25 protein-coding genes and 1 pseudogene are annotated in these 25,878 nt (G+C 44.8%); 13 read left to right on the top strand and 13 right to left on the bottom strand.

Annotated features, from left to right (window positions below):
• The gene (locus ICN17_RS04300) at nucleotides 1-1,671 is read right to left on the bottom strand and encodes an MFS transporter (protein ID WP_216236280.1); all 1,671 of its coding nucleotides are present in this window, start codon (nucleotides 1,669-1,671) and stop codon (nucleotides 1-3) included.
• Nucleotides 1,672-2,008: 337 nt separating this feature from the next.
• Here ICN17_RS04300 and ICN17_RS04295 point away from each other — a divergent pair, with 337 nt between their 5' ends.
• The 4 genes from ICN17_RS04295 to ggt are packed head-to-tail and all read left to right on the top strand — an operon-like array spanning nucleotide 2,009 to nucleotide 6,737.
• A complete protein-coding gene (locus tag ICN17_RS04295; RefSeq protein ID WP_087910349.1) occupies nucleotides 2,009-3,094 on the top strand; it encodes a TRAP transporter substrate-binding protein in 1,086 nt (361 codons plus the stop codon).
• 20 nt (nucleotides 3,095-3,114) lie between these two features.
• Nucleotides 3,115-3,657 (top strand): TRAP transporter small permease subunit, encoded by a 543-nt coding sequence (locus ICN17_RS04290; RefSeq protein ID WP_216236279.1) that lies wholly within the window; start codon nucleotides 3,115-3,117, stop codon nucleotides 3,655-3,657.
• Entirely contained in the window at nucleotides 3,654-5,099 is a 1,446-nt protein-coding gene (locus ICN17_RS04285) for a TRAP transporter large permease subunit (protein ID WP_216236278.1), read from the top strand. Before ICN17_RS04290 ends, ICN17_RS04285 begins: the two co-directional genes overlap by 4 nt.
• Nucleotides 5,100-5,138: 39 nt before the next feature.
• Complete coding sequence (gene ggt / locus ICN17_RS04280; protein WP_216236277.1) at nucleotides 5,139-6,737, top strand: gamma-glutamyltransferase; 1,599 nt, start codon at nucleotides 5,139-5,141, stop codon at nucleotides 6,735-6,737.
• Here the strand turns inward: ggt and ICN17_RS04275 are convergent.
• Nucleotides 6,724-7,353, bottom strand: coding sequence for a trimeric intracellular cation channel family protein (locus ICN17_RS04275; RefSeq protein WP_216236276.1), 630 nt, complete (start codon nucleotides 7,351-7,353; stop codon nucleotides 6,724-6,726). The genes ggt and ICN17_RS04275 overlap by 14 nt on opposite strands.
• Nucleotides 7,354-7,442: 89 nt before the next feature.
• On the opposite strand from ICN17_RS04275, the gene maiA reads away from it, so the two are divergent.
• The gene (gene maiA / locus ICN17_RS04270) at nucleotides 7,443-8,111 is read left to right on the top strand and encodes a maleylacetoacetate isomerase (RefSeq protein ID WP_216236275.1); all 669 of its coding nucleotides are present in this window, start codon (nucleotides 7,443-7,445) and stop codon (nucleotides 8,109-8,111) included.
• On the opposite strand, the gene ICN17_RS04265 is transcribed toward maiA, so the two are convergent.
• From ICN17_RS04265 to ICN17_RS04255, 3 genes are all read right to left on the bottom strand, one after another.
• Nucleotides 8,104-9,048: a ketopantoate reductase family protein gene (locus tag ICN17_RS04265; protein WP_216236274.1), complete on the bottom strand. Its 945-nt coding sequence runs from the start codon at nucleotides 9,046-9,048 to the stop codon at nucleotides 8,104-8,106. The two genes, maiA and ICN17_RS04265, sit on opposite strands and share 8 nt — an antisense overlap.
• On the bottom strand, nucleotides 9,038-9,325 hold the full coding sequence (locus ICN17_RS04260) for a 2Fe-2S iron-sulfur cluster-binding protein (RefSeq protein ID WP_370625943.1): 288 nt from the start codon (nucleotides 9,323-9,325) through the stop codon (nucleotides 9,038-9,040). Before ICN17_RS04260 ends, ICN17_RS04265 begins: the two co-directional genes overlap by 11 nt.
• A 63-nt stretch (nucleotides 9,326-9,388) precedes the next feature.
• On the bottom strand, nucleotides 9,389-10,948 hold the full coding sequence (locus ICN17_RS04255; protein WP_216236273.1) for a Rieske 2Fe-2S domain-containing protein: 1,560 nt from the start codon (nucleotides 10,946-10,948) through the stop codon (nucleotides 9,389-9,391).
• Nucleotides 10,949-11,072: 124 nt separating this feature from the next.
• On the opposite strand from ICN17_RS04255, the gene ICN17_RS04250 reads away from it, so the two are divergent.
• Complete coding sequence (locus ICN17_RS04250; protein WP_216236272.1) at nucleotides 11,073-11,738, top strand: GntR family transcriptional regulator; 666 nt, start codon at nucleotides 11,073-11,075, stop codon at nucleotides 11,736-11,738.
• 48 nt (nucleotides 11,739-11,786) lie between these two features.
• On the opposite strand, the gene ICN17_RS04245 is transcribed toward ICN17_RS04250, so the two are convergent.
• Complete coding sequence (locus tag ICN17_RS04245) at nucleotides 11,787-12,626, bottom strand: class II aldolase/adducin family protein (RefSeq protein WP_216236271.1); 840 nt, start codon at nucleotides 12,624-12,626, stop codon at nucleotides 11,787-11,789.
• 122 nt (nucleotides 12,627-12,748) lie between these two features.
• Here ICN17_RS04245 and ICN17_RS04240 point away from each other — a divergent pair, with 122 nt between their 5' ends.
• Both ICN17_RS04240 and ICN17_RS04235 read left to right on the top strand, forming a co-directional pair.
• The gene (locus ICN17_RS04240; RefSeq protein ID WP_216236270.1) at nucleotides 12,749-13,675 is read left to right on the top strand and encodes a LysR substrate-binding domain-containing protein; all 927 of its coding nucleotides are present in this window, start codon (nucleotides 12,749-12,751) and stop codon (nucleotides 13,673-13,675) included.
• A complete protein-coding gene (locus ICN17_RS04235; protein ID WP_216236269.1) occupies nucleotides 13,672-14,523 on the top strand; it encodes a DMT family transporter in 852 nt (283 codons plus the stop codon). The genes ICN17_RS04240 and ICN17_RS04235 overlap by 4 nt, the downstream gene beginning before the upstream one ends.
• Before the next feature lie 3 nt (nucleotides 14,524-14,526).
• Here the strand turns inward: ICN17_RS04235 and ICN17_RS04230 are convergent, their stop codons facing one another.
• The 3 genes and pseudogenes from ICN17_RS04230 to ICN17_RS04220 form a co-directional block, all read right to left on the bottom strand.
• Nucleotides 14,527-15,864, bottom strand: coding sequence for an NAD(P)H-dependent oxidoreductase (locus tag ICN17_RS04230; RefSeq protein ID WP_216236268.1), 1,338 nt, complete (start codon nucleotides 15,862-15,864; stop codon nucleotides 14,527-14,529).
• A 66-nt stretch (nucleotides 15,865-15,930) separates the two neighbouring features.
• Complete coding sequence (gene mdeB / locus ICN17_RS04225) at nucleotides 15,931-18,570, bottom strand: alpha-ketoglutarate dehydrogenase (RefSeq protein ID WP_216236267.1); 2,640 nt, start codon at nucleotides 18,568-18,570, stop codon at nucleotides 15,931-15,933.
• Between the two features lie 34 nt (nucleotides 18,571-18,604).
• A pseudogene (locus ICN17_RS04220) lies at nucleotides 18,605-19,507 on the bottom strand (2-oxo acid dehydrogenase subunit E2); the annotation flags it as partial.
• 201 nt (nucleotides 19,508-19,708) lie between these two features.
• Here ICN17_RS04220 and ICN17_RS04215 point away from each other — a divergent pair.
• Nucleotides 19,709-20,173, top strand: a complete 465-nt coding sequence (locus ICN17_RS04215; protein WP_216236265.1) for an Lrp/AsnC family transcriptional regulator — start codon at nucleotides 19,709-19,711, stop codon at nucleotides 20,171-20,173.
• Nucleotides 20,174-20,222: 49 nt separating this feature from the next.
• On the top strand, nucleotides 20,223-20,981 hold the full coding sequence (locus ICN17_RS04210; RefSeq protein ID WP_216236264.1) for an SDR family oxidoreductase: 759 nt from the start codon (nucleotides 20,223-20,225) through the stop codon (nucleotides 20,979-20,981).
• Nucleotides 20,982-21,037: 56 nt separating this feature from the next.
• Here ICN17_RS04210 and ICN17_RS04205 read toward each other — a convergent pair whose 3' ends face one another.
• Together ICN17_RS04205 and ICN17_RS04200 are read right to left on the bottom strand one after the other, a co-directional pair.
• Nucleotides 21,038-21,562 carry a gamma carbonic anhydrase family protein gene (locus tag ICN17_RS04205; protein ID WP_087910367.1) on the bottom strand — a complete coding sequence of 175 codons (525 nt, stop codon included), beginning with the start codon at nucleotides 21,560-21,562 and terminating at the stop codon, nucleotides 21,038-21,040.
• 45 nt (nucleotides 21,563-21,607) lie between these two features.
• On the bottom strand, nucleotides 21,608-22,810 hold the full coding sequence (locus tag ICN17_RS04200) for an ammonium transporter (RefSeq protein ID WP_216236263.1): 1,203 nt from the start codon (nucleotides 22,808-22,810) through the stop codon (nucleotides 21,608-21,610).
• A 136-nt stretch (nucleotides 22,811-22,946) separates the two neighbouring features.
• Here ICN17_RS04200 and ICN17_RS04195 point away from each other — a divergent pair, with 136 nt between their 5' ends.
• Both ICN17_RS04195 and ICN17_RS04190 read left to right on the top strand, forming a co-directional pair.
• Nucleotides 22,947-23,309: a Rap1a/Tai family immunity protein gene (locus ICN17_RS04195; RefSeq protein ID WP_087910368.1), complete on the top strand. Its 363-nt coding sequence runs from the start codon at nucleotides 22,947-22,949 to the stop codon at nucleotides 23,307-23,309.
• Between the two features lie 47 nt (nucleotides 23,310-23,356).
• On the top strand, nucleotides 23,357-23,644 hold the full coding sequence (locus ICN17_RS04190) for a glycine zipper domain-containing protein (RefSeq protein ID WP_216236262.1): 288 nt from the start codon (nucleotides 23,357-23,359) through the stop codon (nucleotides 23,642-23,644).
• 35 nt (nucleotides 23,645-23,679) lie between these two features.
• On the opposite strand, the gene ICN17_RS04185 is transcribed toward ICN17_RS04190, so the two are convergent.
• Together ICN17_RS04185 and ICN17_RS04180 are read right to left on the bottom strand one after the other, a co-directional pair.
• Nucleotides 23,680-24,069 (bottom strand): OsmC family protein, encoded by a 390-nt coding sequence (locus ICN17_RS04185; RefSeq protein WP_216236261.1) that lies wholly within the window; start codon nucleotides 24,067-24,069, stop codon nucleotides 23,680-23,682.
• 50 nt (nucleotides 24,070-24,119) lie between these two features.
• On the bottom strand, nucleotides 24,120-24,530 hold the full coding sequence (locus ICN17_RS04180; RefSeq protein ID WP_216236260.1) for a rhodanese-like domain-containing protein: 411 nt from the start codon (nucleotides 24,528-24,530) through the stop codon (nucleotides 24,120-24,122).
• 58 nt (nucleotides 24,531-24,588) lie between these two features.
• Between ICN17_RS04180 and ICN17_RS04175 the strand changes: the two genes are divergently transcribed.
• Entirely contained in the window at nucleotides 24,589-25,851 is a 1,263-nt protein-coding gene (locus ICN17_RS04175) for a putative Na+/H+ antiporter (protein WP_216236259.1), read from the top strand.
• The last annotated feature ends 27 nt before the right edge of the window (nucleotides 25,852-25,878 follow it).

The following is a 25,878-nucleotide window of genomic DNA, read 5'->3' as shown; positions in this document are numbered from 1 at the left end:
TTAGTCACGTGCATAGATATCTACGTCTTTGGTTTCTTTGATAAAGAGTGTACCGATTACCAACGTTATCGTAGCGATGATAATTGGGTACCAGAGACCATAGTAAATATTACCGTTTTGCGCAACCAAGGCGAAGGCGATTGTTGGCATCAAGCCACCAAACCAACCGTTACCAATGTGGTATGGCAAGGACATAGAGGTGTAACGAATGCGGGTTGGGAACATCTCAACCAACATCGCAGCAATTGGACCATAAACCATGGTTACCAAGATCACCAAAATTACCAAGATACCCAAAATCGCAGCATGATTGATCGCAGCAGGATCAGCCTTTGCAGGATAACCAGCAGCATTCAATGCATCACGAATTGCTTTCTTGAACTCAGCATCTTTTGCTTTCGCATCAGCTGGAGCCATACCCTTAGCAGAGTAACCTTGAATCTCTGTATCGCCAATCTTCACAACTGCAGTTCCACCAGCTGGGCCGGCGATAGTTGTGTAGCTAGCAGAGTTAGAAGCCATCACCTGCTTTGCAATATCGCAAGAGCTAGTGAACTTCGCAGTACCTGTTGGGTTGAACTGGAAAGTACATTCGTTCACATCAGCAGTAATACTTGCTGGTGCACTTGCCATCGCTTTTTCTAACGCTGGGTTAGCAAAGTGAGTTAAGCCGTTAAACAAGGACACTGGTGTGTTCGGGATGTACAGGATGATAGCAATTAACAAACCACCCATGATGATGACCTTACGGCCGATCTTATCTGACAGAGTACCGAAGATCACAAAGAATGGTGTACCGATTACCAATGAAGCAGCAATCAATAAGTTTGCAGTCTTAGGATCTACCTTCAATACTTGAGTAAGGTAGAACAAAGCATAGAACTGACCTGTATACCAAACCACCGCTTGACCTGCAACCAGACCAAACAATGCCAAGATAACAATCTTCAAGTTCTTCCATTGACCAAATGATTCTGTCAAAGGCGCTTTGGAGAGTTTGCCCTCTTCCTTCATCTTCTTAAATGCTGGGGATTCGTTCATCGATAAACGGATGTAAACAGAAACGGCCAACAAAATAATTGAGAGAAGGAATGGAACACGCCAGCCCCAAACATCAAAGTCTGGACCAGTGAATTCACGTGTGAACAAAATCACGAGCAAGGAGAGGAACAAGCCAAGAGTAGCTGTTGTCTGAATCCAAGCTGTGTATGCACCGCGCTTACCGTTAGGAGCATGTTCTGCAACGTAGGTAGCAGCACCACCGTACTCACCACCCAAAGCCAAACCTTGAAGCATACGCAATGCAATCAAGATCACTGGAGCGGCAACACCAATAGTTGCATAGTTAGGCAGAATACCCACGATGAAGGTTGCGCCACCCATTAAGAGGATGGTGACCAAGAAGGTGTATTTACGGCCAATCAAATCGCCTAAGCGACCGAACACCAATGCGCCGAATGGACGCACGATGAAACCAGCCGCGAATGCTAGCAAAGCGAAAATGAAGGCAGAGCCAGCATCTAAGCCTGAGAAAAACTGCTTGGCCATAATGGCAGCCAATGAACCGTAAAGATAAAAGTCGTACCACTCAAAAACCGTACCTAATGAGGAAGCAAAAATAACTTTGCGCTCTTCAGCGGTCATTGGGGCTGCTTTGTGTGCTGTAGACATCAGTAGCTCCTAACTATTTTTATTAAATAAAAAAACAACCCGCCGATTATGCTTTGAAAAAAATCAAAGAAATCTATTACTTAGGGTAATTCCTCATGAATTTGACTCGGGGTTTTCCCGAGAAATGTGGATTTACTGCAACGCCCCCATAAACCACGAAGTTAATAGGGATTAGCCCACTTTTATGGCAGTATGCACAAAGAGGGTGCGCATTTGTGCATCTGGGTGCAAACTACATTAAGAAATAAAACCCCAATTCGTTTTAATAGTCTCAGAAGTGAATAAAAAGGCATTACTAAAATGCCGCCCTATAAATATCCAACAAGGAGCAATTCAAATGAAAAGACGTGACTTTTTAGGTAAAACCGCACTTGGCGCAGCTGCAGGTGTATTAGCTGCACCGGCGATTGCCCAATCTATGCCAGAAGTGAAATGGCGCTGTGCTTCTAGCTTTCCAAAGAGCTTAGACACTATTTATGGTGGTGGCGAGTTCATCTCCAAGCGGGTTGCCGCTTTGACTGATGGCAAATTCCAAATTCGTATTTTCGGCGCGGGCGAAATCGTTCCAGCCTTCGGTACCGTTGATGCGGTACAGCAAGGCACTGTTGAGTGCACCCACACTGCCGGCTATTACTTTGTAGGTAAAAACAAAACTTTTGCTTTTGATACTACTGTTCCTTTTGGTATGAACCAGCGCCAGCAAAATGCCTGGATGTATTGGGGTGGTGGCTTAAAGCTCCAACGCGAGTTCTTGCGCGACTACAACATTATTTCTTTCCCAGCAGGCAACACCGGCACTCAAATGGGTGGCTGGTTCAAAAAGCCAGTCAAGACTGTTGCTGACCTTAAAGGCCTGAAGATGCGTATCGCTGGTCTCGGTGGCGAAGTCATGTCCCGTTTAGGAGCAATTCCACAACAAATTGCCGGCGGTGATATTTATCCAGCGCTTGAAAAAGGTGTGATTGATGCGGCTGAGTGGGTTGGCCCTTACGACGATGAAAAACTCGGCTTCTACAAAATTGCTCCTTACTACTACTACCCAGGATGGTGGGAAGCTTGCTCGATGTACTCCATGTACGTCAACATAAAGGAATGGGAAAAGTTGCCTAAGCAATACCAAGAAGCTTTAGCTTCAGCGTGTGCAGAGTGCAACATCGACATGATGGCCGAGTACGACTATAAAAACCCAATCGCCTTGCAAAGCTTAATTAAGAACGGTGTGAAGCTACAGTCTTATTCAACAGAAATTATGAAAGCAGCATCAAATGCAGCCTTCGAAATGTATGAAGAAGAAGCAGCTAAAAATCCATCGTTCAAGAAGATTTACGAGCCTTGGAAAAAATTCCGCAACGATCAAATGTTGTGGAACAAAGTTGCTGAGCAAACTCTCATGAGCTTCATGTTGACTAATCCAGTCAAATAAAACTTTATTGAGAATCTGATATGCCAAAACAATTTTTAGTTTTTGCAAGTTTCGTTGATCGTTTAAATGACCGTTTTGGTGTATTAGCGAGTTGGATGGTATTGATAGCCGTACTGGTCAGCACAGCAAATGCGCTGATTCGGTATGGCTTCAATGTCAGCTCCAACGGTTGGCTAGAAGCGCAGTGGTATCTATTCGCCGGCATGGTGATGTTTGGTGCTGCAACCACTTTCCGCCTCAATGAACATGTGCGAGTAGACGTACTTTATGCAATGTACCCCAACAAACTCCGACTCTGGTTGGACTTTTGGGGTGGCATTGTTTTCTTCTTACCAGTAACAATCATCATCGGTTACTACTCCTGGGAATTTTTTGTTACTTCGGTAATTCAAAATGAAACTTCGAGTAATCCAGGTGGCCTGATTCGTTGGCCAGTTCGTGGCGCGATTACTTTGGGATTTTTCTTATTAACACTCCAAGGTATTTCAGAAATCATCAAACGCTATGCTGCCATTATCGGCATGATTCAAATCGATCCTAAGTACGAAAGACCTCTGCAATGATTAGCCATGATTTGATGGCCCCCATCATGTTTGGGGGCTTAATTATATTTTTATTGCTTGGATATCCAGCCGCCTTTTCTCTTGGCGCTGTTGGCCTATTCTTTGCATTTATCGGTATCGAAATGGGCATGTTTCAGCCCACTTTCTTACAAGCGCTGCCAGACCGAGTATTCGGTATTCTCTCGAATGACTTGCTACTCTCCATTCCCTTCTTCACCTTCATGGGTGCGATTCTGGAGAAATGTGGATTAGCAGAAGACATGCTCGAAGGCTTGGGTCAGTTGTTTGGCCCAGTCCGTGGTGGCTTAGCTTATGCAGTCATTATTGTTGGCGCGATTCTCGGTGCGATTACTGGAACCGTGGCCGCATCTGTGATTGCAATGGGATTAATTTCCCTACCAATCATGTTGCGCTATGGCTATAACCCACGTGTAGCTACCGGAGTGATTGCTGCATCAGGAACCATCACCCAATTGATTCCACCATCACTCGTATTAATTGTGTTGGCTGACCAGTTAGGTAAATCTGTTGGTGATATGTACGCTGGCGCTATTGGGCCATCGATTATTCAAGTGGCACTGTTCTGTTTATTCATTTTCTTCTTGTCGATCTTTAGACCACAAGATGTGCCGGCACTTCCACCGGAAGCTCGTCCAAAAATTGATTGGAAGTTATTTAAGAAAATCCTCTGGGGTATTGTTCCTTCAATTGCACTGATTTTCTTAGTGCTGGGAACGATCTTAATGGGCCTAGCCACACCAACTGAAGGTGGCGCCATGGGTTCTGTAGGAGCATTAGTTCTCGCAGCAATGAACAAGCGTCTACAAAAAACTTTAGTCTGGGAAGCAATGACCTCCACCATGCGCATCAATGCCATGGTGATCTTCATTCTGATTGGCTCTACGGTATTTGGTTTGACCTTCCGCGGAGTAGATGGGGACCTTTGGATTGAGGAGCTCTTAACAGGCCTACCAGGCGGACAAATCGGCTTCTTGATTGTGGTGAACTTATTTGTCTTCTTCTTAGCCTTCTTCTTAGACTATTTTGAAATTGCATTCATCATTATTCCACTGCTAGCGCCTGTTGCAGATAAGTTAGGTATTGATCTGATCTGGTTTGGCGTGCTACTTGGTGCCAATATGCAGACCTCATTCATGCATCCACCATTTGGATTTGCCTTGTTTTACTTGCGAGGGGTGGCCGATAAAACCGTTAAAAGCTCTGATATTTACTATGGAGCCCTTCCGTGGGTTGGTCTGCAACTGATTTTGGTAGCGATCATCATCTTCATCCCAGAAACAGTGACCTACTTTGTTGATAAGCCGACTGCTGCCTTTGATGCCAGCGGGCCCTCCGTTGATCCACTTGCTGGAGTTGAGCAAAATGAGATCACCGTAGACTCTAGTGCGGATATCGAGCGACAATTGCGAGACAATAAATAATATAAAAATAGTTGTGCAAAAAAATAGAGGGGTTTTGCAATGCAAGCAAAGTGGGGTATTCAAGGGATGGCGGTCGCACCGCATTCCCTTGCTTCTGAATCAGCATTAGCAGTTCTGAGAGAAGGTGGTAACGCATTAGAAGCAATGGTGGCTGCTGCAGCTACCATTGCTGTCGTTTATCCCCATATGAATTCAATCGGTGGCGACTCATTCTGGGTGATCCATTCACCTGGTAAAGCAATGGGTGGTATTGATGCTTGTGGCGCTGCTGCTGGTTTAGCTAGCAAGCAATGGTATGCAGAGCGCGGTATTACTAAAGCGATTCCATTTCGTGGACCAGTTGCAGCCAATACCGTAGCCGGCACAATCTCTGGCTGGGGCGCCGCACACAAGCTTTCCAAACAAGGTCTTGGCGGCAAGATTCCTTTATCGCGTTTATTAGCTGATGCTATTCATTACGCTGAAGCCGGTGTGCCAGTTACTCATAGTCAATCAAGCTTAACCGCTAAGAAGCGTGAGGAACTCAGCTCTATCCCTGGTTTCTCTAAGACGTTCTTAGTAAACGGTAAAGCACCAGCAGTTGGCAGTATCTTTAAGCAAGAGCGTCTTGCTAAAACATTGTGTCAAATTGCAAGCAAAGGTACGGATGATTTTTATCGTGGTGATCTTGCTGATTTATTGGCAAAAGAACTGACTGATATTGGCAGTCCCTTACGCTTAAGCGATCTGCATCGTCACCATGCAAAACTCATTGATCCACTTGAGCTCAAGCATAGTACCGGTAAGGTATACAACATGATTCCGCCTACGCAAGGCGTGGTGTCATTGATGATCATTGGCATCTTGGATCAATTGAACTTAAAACGCTTCAAGGTAGATAGTACAGAGTATGTGCATCACTGCGTTGAAGCAACCAAACAAGCATTTAAGATTCGGGATCAATTTGTAACTGATCCGGCTTACATGACAAAGAATGCGCAAGCATTTTTATCTCCCGCATTCTTGAAAACACTTGCTAAGAACATCAACCCTAAAAAAGCTTTACCTTGGGGTCAAGGCAAAGGCCCTGCAGATACGATCTGGATGGGCGTGATTGATGGCGATGGTAACTGCGTCTCTTTCATTCAAAGTATCTATCACGAGTTTGGGGCTGGTATTGTTCTACCAAAGTCTGGCGTGAATTGGCAGAACCGTGGCTGCAGCTTCTCTCTCGATCCCAAGGTGCTAAATCATCTTGAGCCTTATCGCAAACCTTTCCACACGCTCAATCCAGCGATGGCTTTATTTAAAGATGGTCGCTCAATGGTCTACGGCACCATGGGTGGTGATGGTCAACCGCAAACACAATGCGCTGTCTTTACTCGCACCGCTACTTATGGACTTGATCCACAAGATGCGATTAGTCGCCCACGCTGGTTGCTCGGTCGCACTTGGGGCCAAACAAGCGATAGTCTGAAATTAGAATCTCGCTTTAGTCCATGGGTTGCAAAAGAATTGCATGCCATGGGTCATGACATTGAGATGTTAGATTCTTTTGATGAGACGGTTGGTCATGCTGGTTGCATCATTCGCGATCCCTCGGGTACCCTGCGTGGTGGCTGGGACCCACGTAGTGACGGAGCAGTTAGCGCGTTTTAGTAATAAACATCTTTGGTACGCGCAGATCCCAATAAATAGCGGCTGCGCGTAGTCCAAAGATCCCCAACATGCACAGTACTGAACCCTCAATCGCATATTGAGGAATAAAGTTCAACACCAGTACATAAGCACAGCATCCCAGCGTTACCGGAATGGCATATAACTCATGCGACATTAATAGTGTTTTGCGTCCAGCCAAAATATCTCGTAGTAAACCTCCGCCAATGGCTGTAATGACTCCCAAGATCACGGGCGCAACTGGCAAGCCAAAATCCATATTCCAAGCTTTATCTGCCCCCTGAATCGCAAATAGTGCAGCACCAAAACCATCGATGTATAACATCCACCGATATATCTGCGGTTGAGTAAAAAAAGATTCAGCAAAGAAAGTGAGTACGCTAGCACCTAGCGCAAGCCACACATAAATCTGGTTCTCAGCCCAAAAGGGAGGAGCCTCTAAGATAATGTCTCGAATGGTTCCCCCGCCGATTGCGGTGATCAAGCCCAGCACTAAAACACCAAAAATATCCACTCCACGATCTGCAATAGCTAAAACACCAGTAACGGCAAATGCCATAGTTGCGATGATGCCAATCCAAAAATTAATATCTTCCATAGCAAGCAGTCTAAAGCAATTGAAAAGCCCTTCTCTCAAATTTGCTTCATCAATATACTGTGAGCAACGAGTCAAACGAAAGTATTCACATGAAACCCCAGCTCTATAGCTATTGGCGTAGCTCAGCAGCCTTCCGTGTTCGCATTGCACTAAACCTCAAGGGTATGGATTACGAAGTCATTCCAGTTCACCTCACTAAAAATGGTGGCGAACAAATGTCTGAGGGTTATGTGAATAAAAATCCAAACCGTCTAGTGCCATTATTGGATGATGGAAAAAATAGCATTCATCAATCGCTGGCCATTATTGAATACTTAGAAGAGATTCAGGCTCAACCAGCTTTGCTACCAAGTTCACCAATCGATCGTGCTTGGGTGCGTTCATTAGCGATGGATATTGCGATTGATATTCACCCTATTAGCAACTTACGGGTGTTACGCTACTTAATCAAGCAAGTGGGAGCCAATAATGAGGTGAAAGATGCCTGGTATCAGCATTGGATCAAAATAGGTCTTGATAGTATGGAAAAGCAATTAAGTGGCGACCCGCGTGTCGGTCGTTTTGCTTTCGGAGATCAGCCTGGCCTCATTGATATTTGCCTAGTGCCACAAGTCTTTAATGCCTTAAGCATCAAGATGGATATCAACCCCTATCCTACCCTCATGAAAATCTTTCATGAATGCATGAAACTACCTGCATTTATAGATGCCTCTTGGGAAAAGCAAATTGATGCAGAAGGATCAAACCCCTCTATTTGATTTGCGATTCTAACATCTTGACTAAGGCATGAACAGATTCGTTATAGGGGGTAGGAATTCCGTATCGCTTACCCAACTCCACGATATAGCCGTTTAAGAAATCAATCTCTGTCATTTTTCCTCTGGCCAGATCCTGGGCAGTAGAAGAAACTTGGGTGACCATCGTGGTCGCTATAGAGGCATTGATTGCAACAGCTTCAGACATCGTGATATTGACATCTTCAAGTGCAGCAATCGCTAGAAACTCTTTAGTAATTTCCTCAATCAACTTAACAATCTCGGGAGACTTCACCATTTCTCCATAAGGAATCTGACCAATTCCTGAAATGGCATTAAAAGAACAGTTCACTAAAAACTTTAGCCACATATCTCTCTTAATCTGTGACGCGATTGTGCAAGGCACACCTGCCCCCTCAAATAAGGCGCAAATCCCTTGAAGATGCTGATCATCCCGAGCATTAGCTTGTGACGGATTGCCAATCAGCAACTCGCCTCTGCCGTGATGCTTCATCGTTCTTTGACCAACCATCCCTGCAGCAACATAAACCACTGCCGCATAAATTGGATTGGCAACCACCTTGGAGGCAACGTCAATATTGGCTACGCCATTTTGCAGACTCAGAATCACTGCCTTGCTTGGCAGAATAGATTGAACTTGTGCAAGCGTCCGTTCAGTATCGAGCGACTTCACGCTCAGCAACACTAAATCGGCATCACTCAAAATCGAGAGCTCAGCGCTTGCCTTGACTGCAATCGTTTCATGAAATGCCTTGCAATCCATCTCTAAGCCAGACTCATTGAGAGCCTTAGTACGCTCAGACCTAGCAATAAAAGTGACATCATGATGCGCGCGGGCTAACATGCCGCCGAAGTAGCAACCAACAGCACCCGCACCTAAGACGTATATTTTGTAATTACTTTGTTTTTTATAAATCAAGGACTAATGTTCCACTTCTGATATGCGAGATACAAGGAGTTAAGTACTCCTGATGTTCGTCATCACTCAAAATGCAGTCGCCATGCTCTATATCGCCACTGATATATCTGGTCTTACAGGTACCGCACAAGCCGGATTGGCATGAAGTAGGTATATCAATACCGGATCTTGCCAAAGCATCGATGATGGATTCGGCTCTCGTGATACTTATTTTTTGGCCGGTACTTTGAACCTCAATCATTAGCTCTTCAGAGTCTGCGCTGGAAATGTTATTCACTTTTTGTCTCGCTCCACATAAAGAATGGGCTGCAATCGCAGCCCATCTCTTCTGATCTATAGATTAATGCTTAAATTGTGCTTTTGCAGTTTGCTCAAGCTCTTCCATTTTTTGCTTCACGAAGGCCTCACGCTCTTTGCCTTTGTACTGCTCGCTCTCTGTGAGAATAGAAATTACACTCTTAGCAACGAAGCGCCTTTGTGCAACTTCTTCTTCAGTCGTAGCGCCAATTGGTAGCTCAAACACGTTACCAGAGCAATAACTATTTGGAGCGCCATTAATTTCTTTTAACCACTCAGAGAATGCTTCTGCGCTAGCTGCTGGATTAGAGCCACGAACTGCATCACGTAACAGCTTTCTGAATAAATATGGGCCCGCATCAAACTTGGTCGGATTTTCTAGTGCATGAATCGCAATTGGTCTCTGGCTAATGATGGCTTCGTAATCGCCAGGTGCATATTGCGCCATTTTGTAATTTGAACGTGCCCTGTGATCTGATGGGATATCCACGATGTCATTAATCGTATGCTTGCCAAAACGCTCAGCCCTTCTCAAGGCAACTTGACCATCTAAAAAGTCAATTGACTCGTAGCCAACCAACTCTTTTTGTCCGATACCGCGAGTATCAATACCAGGACCCATCACTCGCCAACCAATCATCTTGCTATTAAAGTCATCGACTGGAACTGTCCAGCGAATAATATGAAAGCGGCTGAATAATTTCTTATTAGAACCATCTTCAGAGGTGTAGGCATGCAAACTAAGGTTTGGTAGCACTTGATGCTGAACACGAATAAACAATTTATCGTTGTTAACACGGCGTGCGCCAGAGCAAGCTAAGCCTCTACCGCCATGGATTGGTACAAACTGCATATCTGGATGGACTTCCATGGTTGGAGCGCCCACCTCATCAAATGTTGTGCCTTGAAAATGACCGCCCACAACGTTTTTAGCAGCATGCAATTCTGCAGTGTGGAAATTATCAGCAGCATTATCTTGAACTTGCAACCAATTGCAGTGCTGGAAATTACTGTAAGGCACTAGTTCATCACTAGGTGCTACCGTGAAGTCAGACTCCCACTCTGGGAATGGCGGTTCTTTATCAGGAGGCCCCATGTATGCAAATACCAAACCATTTCTTTCGAACGCTTTGTATGCGCCTTGCTGAATTGAGCAGGCATATTTTTCCGCTTCAGCTTCTTCACCTTTAGGGAAAGGTGCATTTAAACAGGTGCCATCGACATCAAATACCATACCGTGATAGCAACACTTAATACCGTGTTCTTGAATCAAACCATATTCAAGTGATGCGCCGCGATGCACACAGTGTGCATGCAATACACCAACCCTGCCGCTACCATCACGAAACGTAACCAATTCTTCGCCCAAGATGGTTAAAAATTTTGGAGTGTCTGTTAACTCTAGTGACATACATACGGGATGCCAAAATCCACGCATGTATTCACCCATTGGCGTGCCGGGACCAACTTCTGTCAGCTCTGGATCATGACCAGGAACTTTATTAGTGTAGTAACCACCATAGGGAACCAATTTCTGTGGCTTTGCACTTGTTCCAGCAGAAGCGCCTATCTTCTTTTCCGCCTGTTCCTGTTTGCTTGTCATTACTAAAGTCTCCTGTGAATTGACTAGTTTTCCATACTTTGTATACTGTATACAGAGTATATAATATTTTTTACAGGGGCGCAGGCCCAAAACACGCATTTCAGGCCCCCAGAACACGAAAAAGATGCTTTCTCAACTCAATAAACTCCCAGCCAGAACCGATTACGTCCAAGCGGTATACAAGGCTTTGCTTGATGCCATTAGTGATGGTTCGTTGCAGCCCGGCACCCGGATTACCCAGGAAGAGATTGCTGAGCAGATGAATGTTTCTCGCCTACCCGTCCTTCAAGCCCTGCGTCAGCTAAAAATGGATGGCTTTGTAGAGGACGCTCCCGGTAGAGGCTTACAAGTCACCGCTTTAAATATCGAGTGGATCGATAAGCTCTATGAAGTACGTGGTGCATTGGATTCTTTAGCTGCAAAACTCGCAGCTAGTAAAAAGTGTGTACTTGATCCCGCCCTCATCAAACATGGTCGTGCTGTTTCTGAAAAAGGGGATGTCAGAGCATTAATCGATGCTGATATTGCTTTTCATAGTGCAATCTATGAAGCCTCCGAAAACCTACTCATTGCGAAGAGCGCTCACCTACATTGGGCTCATTTACGTCGAGTCATGGGCGCAGTCTTGCAATCGACTCAACGCTCGGCCATTTGGGATGAGCATCAAGCAATTGCAGATGCAATTAAAAATGGTGATGAGAAAAAAGCGGCCGAGCTCTCTGAGTTACATGCAACCCGTGCTAGAAAAAGTCTCATCCTTCAACTCGAGCAAGTTCTCTCAAGCAATTAAAAAATCCCAGCATTGCTGGGATTTTTCTTTGAGCGTAAATCTTCTAAATCACGCAAACATATCTGGCTGGTTTTCTTTTAAATAACCCCAGATTGGCTGGAAATGTAACCAGCCAATGTACTCACTACCGACGTGCTCACGACTGTAGCGCGCCACTTCTGGAGGTAACAATATAGGCTTAATGCCTGTGGCTTCAACCATCATCTGCTGCTTGCAACAACGCTCTAAGGCGATGAACCAAAACGCTGCTGCTTCAATGCTATGACGACTTACTGTCAATAAACCATGATTACGGTGAATGATTGCTTTCACTTTCTTCAATGATCCTGCTACTTGATAGCCAGCGTTATCTTCAACGGCCACTTGACCAGCCTGCTCTGCTAACACCATGTGATCTTCAAAGAATGCAGCGGCATCTTGTGAGATTGGATCTAACGGCTTACCAAGCGATGCAAATGCGGTTCCATAAACGGTGTGGGCATGGCACATCGCAACAATGTCAGGATGCTTTTCATGAACGGCTGCGTGTAATACAAAGCCGGCACGATTTAATGCATGCTTGCCTTCTATGACATTACCTTCATGATCCGCCAAAATTAAGTTAGACACCTTCACTTGATCAAAATGCACAGCCATTGGATTTGTCCAATAGCGATTTGGAAACTCTGGATCACGAACGGTTAAGTGTCCTGCAAAACCATAATCAAACTTTTCTAAAGCGAATGCTCTGCAAGCAGCAACTAACCGCTCCTTGAGATGCTGACGTTCCTCAGCAAAATTTTTGAATTTTGGTTGATAAGGATAAATTTGGGTTTTATCTTCTGGTTGATAGATGGACTCTCTACCACCCAAATCCAATTTGCGTTCTTTTTCCACTACTTCGGCCATATACATTCCTCTTTCTTACAAGCAGATCAATATCGGGTGATTTATTTAGATTCAAACCTGAACTTGAGGCCAATCATGAAGGCTGCAACAGATTTTGACAAACGATAACTATTCATAGATAGATGAATATAAATCATGTATATTTCATTTACATGAGAAAAATGCCAAATTATGTGCTCCTGCGAGCTTTTGAGGCTGCTGCCCGCCTCGAAAGCTTCACCTTAGCTGCTAAGGAGCTACACCTCACTCAATCAGCCATTAGTCATCAGATTCGAGAGCTCGAAGACTATTTTGGTAAGGTGCTCTTTTTACGAAAGAATCGCAAAGTAGAGCCAACAGCCGAAGGTCGGCGTTTATTAGATTCACTCTCAAGAGTATTTGATGTCATTGAAGCAGCATGCAGTGAAGTGACCCTCGCTCCCAGCTCACAAGTTCTTGCCTTGCACTGCTCACCGAGTTTTGCCGCCAAGTGGCTGAGCCCAAGATTGCCAGAGTTCATCAAAAATAATCCTGATATCACTATTCGACTGACTTCTGGAGCTGAGCCAATTGATCTCTTGCGTAATCAAGAAGTTGATATTGCGATCTCCTATCAATCTATTCATGAAGGCCCCGGGATTACCTCCCTATCCTTAGGTGAAGAAAAAATTATGCCGCTATGCTCGCCAGAATTAATTGATCCCAATATTCCAGTAGAAGAGTTAATGAGTAAGCTAACCCTGATTGAGTCCTCACTCAATCATCATACATGGGAGCAATGGTTTGAGATTAATGGACTCAAAAATCCATCAAGTCGAAAAATGTCATTTGACCGTGCAGCCCTTTCAGTATCTGCCGCTGTGGACGGTATAGGCGCCGTATTAGAGAGCGTACGCTTTGCTGAAAGAGAAATCTCACGTGGTGAGTTAGTTGAATTAGGCAAGGGAACATTTTTACCTGCTACCGATAGAACCCATTTTTTATCCTATCGCTCGAATACAAAGAATAGTCAAAAAATTAAGCTCTTTAACGAATGGATATGCGCTAAGGCAGGAGTTTCTGTAGAGTGAAATCACCGATTTTTCTTTTCATTCTGAGTGGAATCTGCTTTTCTACTGTAGATGCAATGGCCAAGATTCTGGTTCAAGATACCAATCTCATCGCTGTAGTTTGGTCTCGTTTTTTTGGTCAACTATTACTTGCGGCCCCGATAGCCTGGTACTTTCTGGGAAAAAATTTCTGGCGTACTCAAAATTTACGCCTGCAACTTTTTCGCTCTTGCTTACTTGTTGCAACGGCAGCCTTATTTTTTGCAGGGCTCAATTGGCTACCCCTAGCTGAGGCATCATCAATTACATTCACCGCTCCAATTTGGGTGGCAATTTTATCGGGACCTATTTTAGGGGAGCGAGTTGGATTAAAAGATTGGCTTGTTGCCGCAGTAGGATTCCTGGGCATTCTCTTTATTGCCAGACCAGGCTCAGCAATTTTTCATATAGCGGCGCTACTACTGGTTCTGATGGCATTTCTGAATGCCATCTTTCAGCTCTCCACTAGAAAACTGGTTGATGACTCGGAGTACACCACTTTCTTTTACAGCGGTATCGTTGGGCTCGTGATCTCTACCTTATTACTACCGCTTTCAGCGCCACTTCCCGACTTGCCTGCATATGAGTATGTCATATTTGGCTTGATAGGTTTATTTGGTGGATTTGCCCATCTATTAGTTGTGCTGGCCTTCTACAAAATGCGGCCTTACAAACTAACCCCTTTGGTTTTCTTGCAGCTGATCTGGGCTGTTGGCTATGGCTATCTCATCTTTGGTGAGCTACCCGATGGCTTAAGCGTCGTAGGCATGATCCTAATTGCTTCTTCAGGCATCTGGTTGATCTGGAACCATCGCACCATATCCACCTAAACTCTAAGCAAACACTTTTTCCATTTCACGTCGAAATTGAATTGACTGCTGAGTGGCATCGTAATCCACATCACTCCAAGACACTGGCTTCCCAGCTGGAATATCTTTATTCAGAATCATGTTGTGCGCCAAGCCAATTGGTAAGGCACCAAGTTTGAGTGAATCTGCAGCAGTCATCAGCTTTCCATACACAGTGAAGCCGCCTTCTCCATCTAATTTCTCACCAGCTTTTAGAGCGCGCTTAGCAGTAGCAACAACGTCACCCCTCCAATCACCAGTCGCCCCAGTAGCCTCTCCTCGGACTGCAATACTTGCAACGGAAATACCTAGCTCTAAACCTATCAAGTGATAAGGCTTATACATCGCTGCATATTTACCAGTGCTATCTGTTTTTAAACCGTACTGTGAGAAGCAATCGATGACATATTGACTGGGTGCCTCAAACACTGCAAAAACACCCCAACGTAAATCTCTAAATACCGGGCGCCCATCTCTCTCAACTGAAGACACCACTTCAACAGTTCCTTTTTGTTTCAGAATGCCGCCTTCAGAAATGGGTCGGAAGATATGTGGCAAGTCATCCACCCCACAAGGTGGAAACTCCAAGCCATTACTCGGAGGAGTTAAATCACAGGCGTTCGATACTGCAGCCATTTCCAGGGCAGATTTTGTGCCATCCAGAAATGAATTGAACATTTGTGCATTAAAGTCGCCACCAGCAACTTGTTCCTCAGAAAATCCATAATGACCCCAAACAGTTTCGGGAGTGGACTGATGGTAGATGGGTAAATATTTAGTGCCCTTACCTGCACACACTACTTCTAAGCCAATTGTTCTTGCCCAATCTACTAATTCTGCGATGAGTGCTGGCTGATCTCCAGAAGCCATGGAATAAATCACACCAGCCTCTGCTGCCTTACGGGCAAGCAATGGTCCAGCTAATACATCTGCTTCTACGTTGACCATAATAATGTGCTTACGATGATCAAAACAAAGCAGAGCATGACGAATACCAGCCGCCGGATTACCAGTAGAGTCGATCACAATATCAATGTGCTCACTAGCAATCATTTTTTCTGCATCGTCTGTCACGAAGGTAGCGCCTGTCTTAGCGGCGTCCTGCAATGAGGTAGCGCTATAGCGAGGGGCATCCCATCCTACGCGAGCAAGCGATTCTTTTGCACGAGCGGGTGATAAATCAGCAACTGCAACTAAATGAATGCCTGGAGTACGTGGCGCTTGCGAAAGATACATAGAGCCGAACTTACCGGCGCCAATAATGCCCACACGCACGGGATTATTGTTAGCTGCGCGTGCTTTGAGCTTTTGAATAAGGGACATCTATTAATCTCCAGAAAATTCGGTAATAACCAACAATAAAGTGATCATAAGGCATCAAGTGAAAGATTATTTTTTTAATGATTCTTTGGCTACCTTATAGATACTGTTCGCATTCACGCCGAAATACTCACGTAATGCCGCTCTGGTATCACTCCTACCGAAACCATCGGTGCCAAGAGTTATATATCCTCTGCCCTCAGGAATATATGCGCGAATACTTTCTGGTAGCGCATGTACATAGTCAGTAGCAGCCACAATCGGACCCCGACCTTGAGCTAATACCTCTGAGATATATGCTTGCGCATCACTAGTGCTACCAGAGAGTCGAGCTTGCTCCTGCAATTTGCCATCTCGAGATAACTCACTCCAACTGGTCACGCTAAACATATCAACATTGATACCATCATTGGCAAGCATGTCTGCTGCCTTGAGAACCTCAGTCATGATGGCGCCAGATCCGAGCAAACTCACACAAGACTTGCCATCACCGTTAGCGGCCTTAATAGTCTTAAATTTATAACAACCCCGAATCACGCCCTCAGCTGCATTCTTAGGTAAATCAGGCTGAGCATAGTTTTCATTCATGAGGGTGATGTAATAGAACAAATCTTTTTGATCTACCAACATGTCACGCATCCCTTGATCCACAATCACTGCTAGCTCACCGGCAAAGGCGGGATCATATGCTTTGCAATTAGGAATAGTTGCAGCAACGAGCTGACTACTACCATCTTGATGTTGCAAACCCTCACCACCTAATGTTGTTCTACCTGAGGTAGCGCCCAATAAAAATCCTCTGGCACGTTGATCGGCTGCAGCCCAAATGGCATCACCAATTCTCTGAAAACCAAACATGGAGTAATAGATATAAAAAGGTAGCATTGCAATCCCGTGAACGCTATAACTGGTTGCTGCAGCAGTCCAACTGGCAATTGCCCCTGCCTCACTAATACCCTCCTCCAGAATTTGTCCATCCAAGGCCTCGCGATAGCTCAGTACTGAACCAATATCTTCTGGCTCATAGCTCTGACCTACACTCGAGTAAATGCCAACCTGTTTAAACAAATTGGCCATACCAAAGGTACGCGCTTCATCCGCAACGATCGGTACAACACGAGGTCCTAGCTCTTTATCTTTGAGCAAATTTCCAAGCATGCGCACAAAAGCCATTGTGGTAGACATCTCTTTGTCTTCGGCTTTAATCGCAAACGCTGCATATGAATGGATATCTGGGATATTTAATTTGTCACATTCTGAATAGCGCTTAGGTAATTGTCCACCAAGCTTATTGCGCTGTTCTTTTAGATATTGCAGTTCTTCACTATTCTCATCAGGCCTAAAGAAAGTCAGGCTAGTTGCCTGCTCATCAGTCAACGGCAAATTGAAACGATTGCGATACTCAATTAATGCCTCATCATCTAGCTTCTTCTGGCTATGTGTTGTCATCTTTCCTTGGCCAGCATTACCCATGCCGTAGCCCTTCTTGGTGTGCGCCAAGATCACTGTTGGCTGACCAACATGGTTCGCTGCAGCTTGATATGCCGCATGAATTTTCACTAAATCATGACCACCCCTTTTCAGTCGATCAATTTGCTCATCAGTCATGCCCTGAGCAAGACGAGCTAATTCCTCATTTTGGCCAAAGAAATTCTTACGATTAAAGCTGCCATCTTTGGCGGCAAAGGTTTGCATTTGACCATCAACGGTTTGAGCAAAGGCTTTTACTAGCGCACCCGTGGTATCTCTAGCAAACAGTCCGTCCCAATCACTACCCCAAACTAATTTAATGACGTTCCAACCAGAGCCCCTAAACAGCTTTTCCAACTCATCAATGATTCTGCCGTTACCACGCACCGGTCCATCTAGGCGTTGTAGATTGCAATTGACAACCCAAACTAGGTTATCCAGCTTTTCTCTAGAGGCTAATGTCAACGCGCTCATGCTTTCTGGTTCATCCATCTCACCATCACCAAACACACCCCATACTTTTCTGGTTGAGCAGTCTAATAATTTGCGATCACTGAGATAGCGCATAAAGCGTGCGTGATAAATCGAACTGATTGGGCCGATGCCCATGGAGCCTGTTGGGAACTGCCAAAAATCAGGCATTAACCAAGGATGTGGATAACTAGATAAACCCCTTGCACCTGACTCGGGTGCAGTAATCTCGCGGCGGTAATGCGCAAGATCATTTTCAGTCAGCCTTCCCTCTAAATAGGCTCGAGCATATACGCCTGGGGCACTATGCGGCTGGAAGAAAACCAAGTCTCCACGCTCTTTAGCATCTCCACCCTCAGTTCTTGCACGGAAAAAATGATTGAACCCAACCTCAAATAAATCTGCAGCACTGGCGTAGCTAGCAATGTGACCGCCCAGCTCACCATAAGCTTCATTTGCCTTTGCCACCATCGCTAGAGCATTCCACCTCATCAGCGAGGCTAGCTTTTCTTCGATCGCCAAATCTCCTGGAAATGGAGGTTGTTCATCTACTGGTATTGAGTTGATATAAGGCGTGACTAGATCGGGCACCCAATTAATCTGATTTTTATTAGCAAGCTTTACCAAGTTATCCAAGATAAACCTGGCGCGCGCACTATCGCCTGAAGCGAGTAAATCCATAAACGCCTCATTCCACTCTGCAGTTTCTGCAGGGTCGGTATCGATATGCTCGAGATTTAAGTATTTTTTAATGTCAGGAGCGTTCATGAAAAATTCCTCTGTAGCTTTTTATCTTTGAAATTCATAACATCACCTTACGAAAATCACCTAATAACTGAGTAAGGTGCGTAGTGAAGTGGGTTGCTAAAGCGCCATCAATAACGCGATGATCGGCAGTCATAGAAAGCGGGCAAATCAAGCGCGGAACAAATTGCTTTCCATCCCATACAGGCTTCATGGCAGACTTATTTACCGCCAGAATTGCCACTTCAGGTGCATTCACAATCGGGGCGCAATAAGTGCCGCCGATGCCACCCAATGAAGAGATCGTAAAGGAAGCACCCTGCATCTGATCAGGCTTGAGCTTTCCTTCTCGGGCCAGTATCGCCAGGCTAGCTGTCTCTTTTGCAATCTCTTGAATACCTTTTTGATCCGCATTACGAATGACTGGAACAACTAAACCGCCTACGGTATCAACTGCAAATCCAATATGAAAATATTTTTTCAAAATGAGATCCTCACCATCCAGCGAAGAATTTAATATTGGATATTGCTTAAGAGCAGCTACTACAGCCTTGATCAGAAATGCCAATAAAGTAATCTTAGGCTCATCTTTCTGATTCTCTTTGTTTAATGCTGCACGAAACTCTTCAAGATCAGTAATATCAGCATCATCGTGATAAGTGACTGCCGGGATCATGACCCAATTACGTGCGAGGTTAGCAGCCGATACTTTTTGAATGCGGCTACGAGCTTGACGCTCTATTTCTCCAAACTTAGTAAAGTCGACTTTAGGCCAAGGCAAAAGATCAAAACCTGCAATACCCTGAGTTGTCCTTGTAGGCGCGCGCTCTCTTGCCAACATGGAGTGCTTAATAAATTGCTGAATATCTTCTTTGGTAATTCGACCACGTAGACCACTACCCCGAACCTGCTGGATATCGACACCAAATTCACGGGCGAATTTTCTTGTTGAAGGGCCAGCCCAAAACTCAAGCCCAGTTCTGACTTGATCCCTTTGGACTTCTGGAAACGCAATTTCAATACTCACAACCCCTCCAAAGACTTACACCCGTATCTAAGGCTTTATTTTGTTGGATTACAAGCAAAATAGGATGCTAATTATTGGTCATAGATCATCATTTTCAGCTTAATATGCTTATAAAAGTAATTTTTAAGGAATTTTATGAAGCTAGATCCCATAGATATCAGAATTTTGAATGAACTTCAAAATGACAGCTCCCACAGTAATGTGGAGCTCGCTAAGCGGGTTCACCTATCCCCCTCCCCATGCCTCATGCGCGTCAAAGCGCTGAAAGATAAAGGTGTCATCAGGAATTATGTTGCACTGGCAGATCCTAAGGTCTTAGGACTTGGCTTAAACGTCTTTATCTCCATTAGCCTTAAAGAGCAGTCAAAAGCAGCGCTAGGAGAATTTGAACAACGTATCTCAGAACATGATGAGGTGATGGAGTGCTATCTCATGACTGGTGATAGCGATTACCTCATTCGTGTGGCAGTGGCTGATATGGGTGCTCTAGAAAAATTTATCCTAGAGCAATTAACGCCAATTCCAGGAATTGAAAAAATTCGTTCTAGCTTTGCCTTAAAGCAAGTACGCTATAAAACTGCTTTACCATTACCCAAGTAAATGTAGAGCAATATAGAATTCATCAGAGACATTCATTAGAAAGAAAGTAATGCCACAAAATAATAAAGTAGCACTCGTCACTGGCGCTGGGGTAGGCATTGGAAGGGCTGCAGCTAAAGCTCTCCTGAAAGGCGGTTATCAAGTTGTACTGACTGGACGTAATTTAGAGAAATTAGAAAAAGCAATTATCACTATTGGCGGCACCAGTGAAAACTGTCTTGCAGTTACTTGCGATGTTGGTCAGCCAGATCAAGTCAAGAAATTATTTGTAGCGCTCAAAGAACGCTTTGGGCGTATTGATGTACTTTTCAATAATGCCGGTATTGGTGCGCCAGCGATTCCGATGGAAGAGCTGACATACGAGCAATGGATGAATGTTGTGAACTCCAATCTCTGCGGCGCATTCTTATGTTCTCAAGAAGCGATTCGCATGATGAAGGCGCAATCCCCTCAAGGCGGCAGAATTATTAATAACGGCTCAATCTCTGCGCATGCTCCAAGACCAATGTCAGCTCCTTACACTGCCACCAAGCATGCGATCAGTGGATTGACTAAAACCATTTCATTGGATGGACGTCCCTTCAATATTGCTTGTGGTCAAATTGACATCGGTAATGCCGCAACAGAGATGACTGAGCGGATGGCCGCAGGCATTATGCAGGCCGATCAATCCATTAAGGTCGAGCCACGTATGGATGTGGATCATGTAGGTGAGGCAGTACTGCATATGGCTCAACTTCCACTAGAGAGCAATATTCTTTCAATGACGATCATGGCAACTAATATGCCGTTTGTCGGCAGAGGCTAATTGACAAGAGTTTGGTGGGATATTCACACTAAGCGTGTAGATATCCCACCAAACTCTTAAACAATCTTTTTGAGTGTCTTAATGTAACGCTGCGCATTCTTGACATAGCGATCTGCAATATCTTCAATGCCAGCGATCTGCTCGGGGCTTAGTGTCTTTACTGCTTTTGCAGGCGAGCCAATGATCATTGAGCCATCTGGAAACTCTTTACCTTCGGTCACGAGAGCCCCAGCACCCACCAAACAATGCTTACCAATCTTTGCACCGTTCAAGATGACAGCGCCAATGCCGATAAGACTTCCATCGCCGATATGACATCCATGCAGCATGACTTGATGACCTACCGTAGCATGCTTACCAATGATGAGTGGGTAACCGGGATCGGTATGTAAAACAGATGCGTCTTGCACATTACTGCCTTCACCGATTTGGATGAGATCGTTATCACCACGGATAACCACCTTAGGCCAGATGCTCGCATTTTTATGGAGTTCTACCTTGCCGATTACCTCAGCACTCTCGGCAACCCAGGCGCCCTCAGATAACTGAGGAGCATTTCCGTCTAGTTCAAATATAGCCATGACTCATTATAGGTATGAATCAGGCTATCAATAAAGACTCTCAAACTACCAGTTAGGCTCGCGGTCTGGAGTAGAAGAAATACGGTGCACGCTTAAATCAGCGCCTTCATATTCTTCCTCTTGCGACATCCGAATACCGAGCAACACCTTGAGCGCTCCGTAAACCACAATGCCGCCGATCAGAGCAACGCCCACGCCGATAGCACTGCCAATCAATTGGCCCATAAAGGTAACGCCACCGATACCACCCAGCGCTTTGGTTCCAAAAATACCAGCGGCCAAACCGCCCCAAAGTCCACATAAACCATGCAGTGGCCATACGCCCAGAACATCATCAATCTTCCAGCGGTTTTGTACCAAGGTAAACATGTAAACAAATAATGCGCCTGCGACCAGGCCAACAACCAATGCTCCAACTGGATGCATTAAATCAGAGCCAGCACAAACAGCAACTAAGCCTGCAAGAGGGCCGTTATAGGTAAAGCCTGGATCGTTGCGGCCAACTATCCAAGCTGCGAGTGTGCCACCAACCATTGCCATTAATGAGTTCATAGCAACTAAGCCACTGATCTTATCAATCGTCTGTGCACTCATCACATTGAAACCAAACCAACCCACTGCCAAAATCCATGCGCCCAAAGCTAAGAATGGAATGCTTGAAGGTGGATGCGCAGAAATTTGACCCTCTTTGGTATAGCGTCCACGACGCGCGCCCAAGAGAATCACTGCAGGCAAGGCAATCCAACCGCCAACTGCATGCACTACTACTGAGCCAGCAAAGTCATGAAACTCTTCACCAGTCAAACCTTTAATCCAAGCCTGAATACCATAATGCTGGTTCCATGCAATACCTTCAAAGAATGGATAAACAAAACCGACCAATATAAATGTTGCAATCAGTTGAGGATTGAATTTGGCGCGCTCTGCAATACCGCCAGAAATAATTGCAGGTATAGCAGCAGCAAAAGTCAGTAAGAAGAAAAACTTCACTAACTCATAACCATTTTTCTCGGCCAGCAATTCTGCGCCAGAGAAAAAGTTCACACCATAAGCAATGCTGTATCCGATGAAGAAGTACGCAATTGTCGAAACCGCAAAGTCCACCAAGATTTTGACGAGTGCATTGACTTGGTTCTTTTTACGAACAGTTCCTAATTCTAAGAACGCAAAACCTGCGTGCATGGCAAGAACCATGATGGCACCGAGCAAAATGAATAAAGCATCGCTACCTGTTTTTAAAATTTCCATGAAATTACCCCTCTGATTTTTTGCATCATTATGGGGAAAAAATAATCCCAAACAAGTGCAATATGCACCCATTTAGTGCGTTAATTAGCCCAATATATGGTTTATGATGAAATTTAATACACCCAAGGGAGAACCCATGAAGAAAGTCCTCGTTGTTTTGGCTGCTCTAGCGGCATTTTCTGGCCTAGCTCAGGCCCAAGAAACCATCAAAGTATTAAGCACCCAAGAATTAGTCAATGTTTGCAAATTCCCTGCTAGCCCAGAATCTCGCAGCTTCTGCATCGGGTTTACTACTGCCGTGTATGAAACTTATTTAGCAACTCGTCATCCGCAACGTGCCAAACCGTTTATTTGCGTTAACCAACCTGCTCCAGCGCGCGACGATGTCATTAGTGACTTTGTAAAGTTTGCACAATCAAATCAACAAGTAGCTGATAAGCCAGCTGCAGGTGTGTTCTTAGGATTTATGGCTGGACGCTTTCCTTGTGGCAAAAAGTAATTCACAGTACTTAGCGAACTCAAAATACATTTAAAGGATCAGTTGATATGAAAAAAATTATTGTGATTACAGCAGCAACCCTTGCTATCGCTGGTTGTTCAAATATGAGCAACACAGAGCAACGCACGCTTTCAGGCGCGAGTATTGGCGCTGCTGCTGGTGCTGTTGGTACAGCCATTTTCCACGGCAACCCTATTTGGGGCGCAGTTGGTGGCGCGGCCGTTGGTGCGGCTTCTGGTTACGTATACGACGCCTACAAAAAAGAGCAGGCATCTGAATACAACTCTGGCTACAAAGCTGGAAAAAATAATCAGCCAGCTAAAGCTCCCAACTAAAACTCGCTTTACTTTAAAAAACTACCCAGCTTGTATTAACTTACAGGCTGGGTTTTTATTTGGATCTGCCCCGCCAAAGCTTTATGGATAGGGCACTTATCAGCAATTTCCATTAAGCGTTCTTTTTCTTCGGCACTTAAATTACCAATTAACTGAATATCGCGCGTAAATTTTTCGATGTCATCGCTGCGCTCAATATCAACAGTAACGATTGCGTTCTCTAGATTCATTGCCTTGCGACTGGCATACATTTTTAATGTCATGCTTGTACAGGCTGCCAGAGCAGCACCCAAATATTCATGTGGACTTGGTCCAGTCCCGCCACCACCCTTAATGACTTCCGCATCCGATAAAAAATGCAAATCACCTGTACTTAATTTTTGCTGAAGCGGTCTTTCGCCAAACTGCGACTCTACTTTTCTCATAATTTCCTCAAATAAATTGAATAGTGCTGATTATTTAGCTAATTACAGATCTATGCCGAATGGGGTTTGCTTGCTTTATCTACTGTAGGTAGCTGAGCTTTCTTCCAGGCACTAAAGCCACCCTCCAGATGCGAGACTCTCGGTACTCCCATTTTCTGCAGTGTCTCGGTAGCCAATGCAGAGCGCCATGCAGAAGCACAGTAGAGAACCAGGCGCTTACCTTCGCCAAAAATCGGCTTGTAGTACGGGCTTTCTGGATCCACCCAAAATTCCAACATACCTCTTGGAGCGTGCATGGCATTGGGAATCATGCCCTCGCGCTCTAATTCTCGAATATCACGAATATCAACAAATATGGTATCGGAGTCACCTAGCAAGTCTTGAGCTTTTTCTAGCGAAACCGTCTCGATTTCGACCATCGCGCGGGCAATAAGCTCTTCATAGCCAACTTTTAATTTCACTAAAATCTCCTAAAGTAACAATGTCATAAAGCAGGGCATCACCTGCTACCATTCTGCTATGAACTTTAACCCTACAGAGCTTGGTGCAAGTATTATTTTTGCCATTGCAGTTTTACATACTTTTTGCACTGGATATTTTGAGACGCTAGCCAAAAAATCACGCTCCCATTCTGGACTGTGGCATCTGCTGGGCGAAGTTGAAATTGTTTTTGGCTTCTGGGCGGCCATCCTCATCATCTTCATCTGCTTTATTGATGATTTAAATACTGCAAGAATATTTTTAGACCAGCGCAACTTTACGGAACCTTTATTTGTCTTTGCCATCATGATCGTGGCAGCAAGTAAACCGATTTTATTTGTCTCTACAGAAATTTTGCACCTACTTGCGAAAATTCTGATGCTGGTTCTGCGCATTAGAAGTGCACCTGCTTTATATTTTCTGACGCTAGCAATCACTCCCTTACTTGGCTCATTGATTACTGAGGCCGCCGCTATGACATTAGCTGCTTTTCTATTGCGTGACTTGGTATACCGACATAAATGTTCAATGGGATTGCTATTTGGAACACTAGGCGTTCTTTTTGTAAATATCTCTATTGGCGGAACCCTCACGAACTTTGCGGCGCCACCAGTACTGATGGTGGCTTCAACCTGGGGGTGGACCTCAGCATTTATGTTTGCCAACTTTGGCATTGAATCTTGCATTGCAATTTTTATCAATGCGCTTGGAGCAACACTACTATTTCATAAAGAGCTTATCGAGCCAAGCAATACTGCAAAGCAAAGCAAAATTCCACTAGCTGTGATTGCGATGCACTTACTGTTTTTACTGGGCGTTGTCGTATTTGCTCATGACCCCATCATTTTTATGTGGATACTACTGTTCTTTATTGGATACACCACTGCTTATCCGAAACATCAAAACCCACTCATCGTGAAAGAAGCATTACTGGTTGGATTCTTCTTGGCCGGTTTGGTTGTTCTAGGCGCATTACAAGGTTGGTGGCTACAACCCATTTTGGAAAAGATGAGCCCTACAGAAGTGTTTTATGGCAGCCTTGCACTCACAGCAATTACTGACAATGCGGCACTGACTTATTTGGGATCACTAGTAACGGGAACCACTTTAGAGTTCAAGCTAGCCTTAGTGGGCGGTGCGGTTGCGGGTGGCGGGTTGACTGTTATAGCTAATGCGCCCAATCCAGCCGGAATTGCCATCTTGCGCCAATACTTTCCAAATGGGGCTGTATCGGCACTCTATCTACTAATAGCAGCATTGCCACCCACGCTAGTAGCAATTCTGGCCTATCGACTCCTATAGACAGTAAAATCTGAGCTTCGCCCCCAG

It is taken from the genome of Polynucleobacter sp. 73C-SIWE (assembly GCF_018882465.1).
Taxonomy (GTDB): Bacteria; Pseudomonadota; Gammaproteobacteria; order Burkholderiales; family Burkholderiaceae; genus Polynucleobacter.
This window is presented reverse-complemented; position numbering and strand designations above follow the sequence as displayed.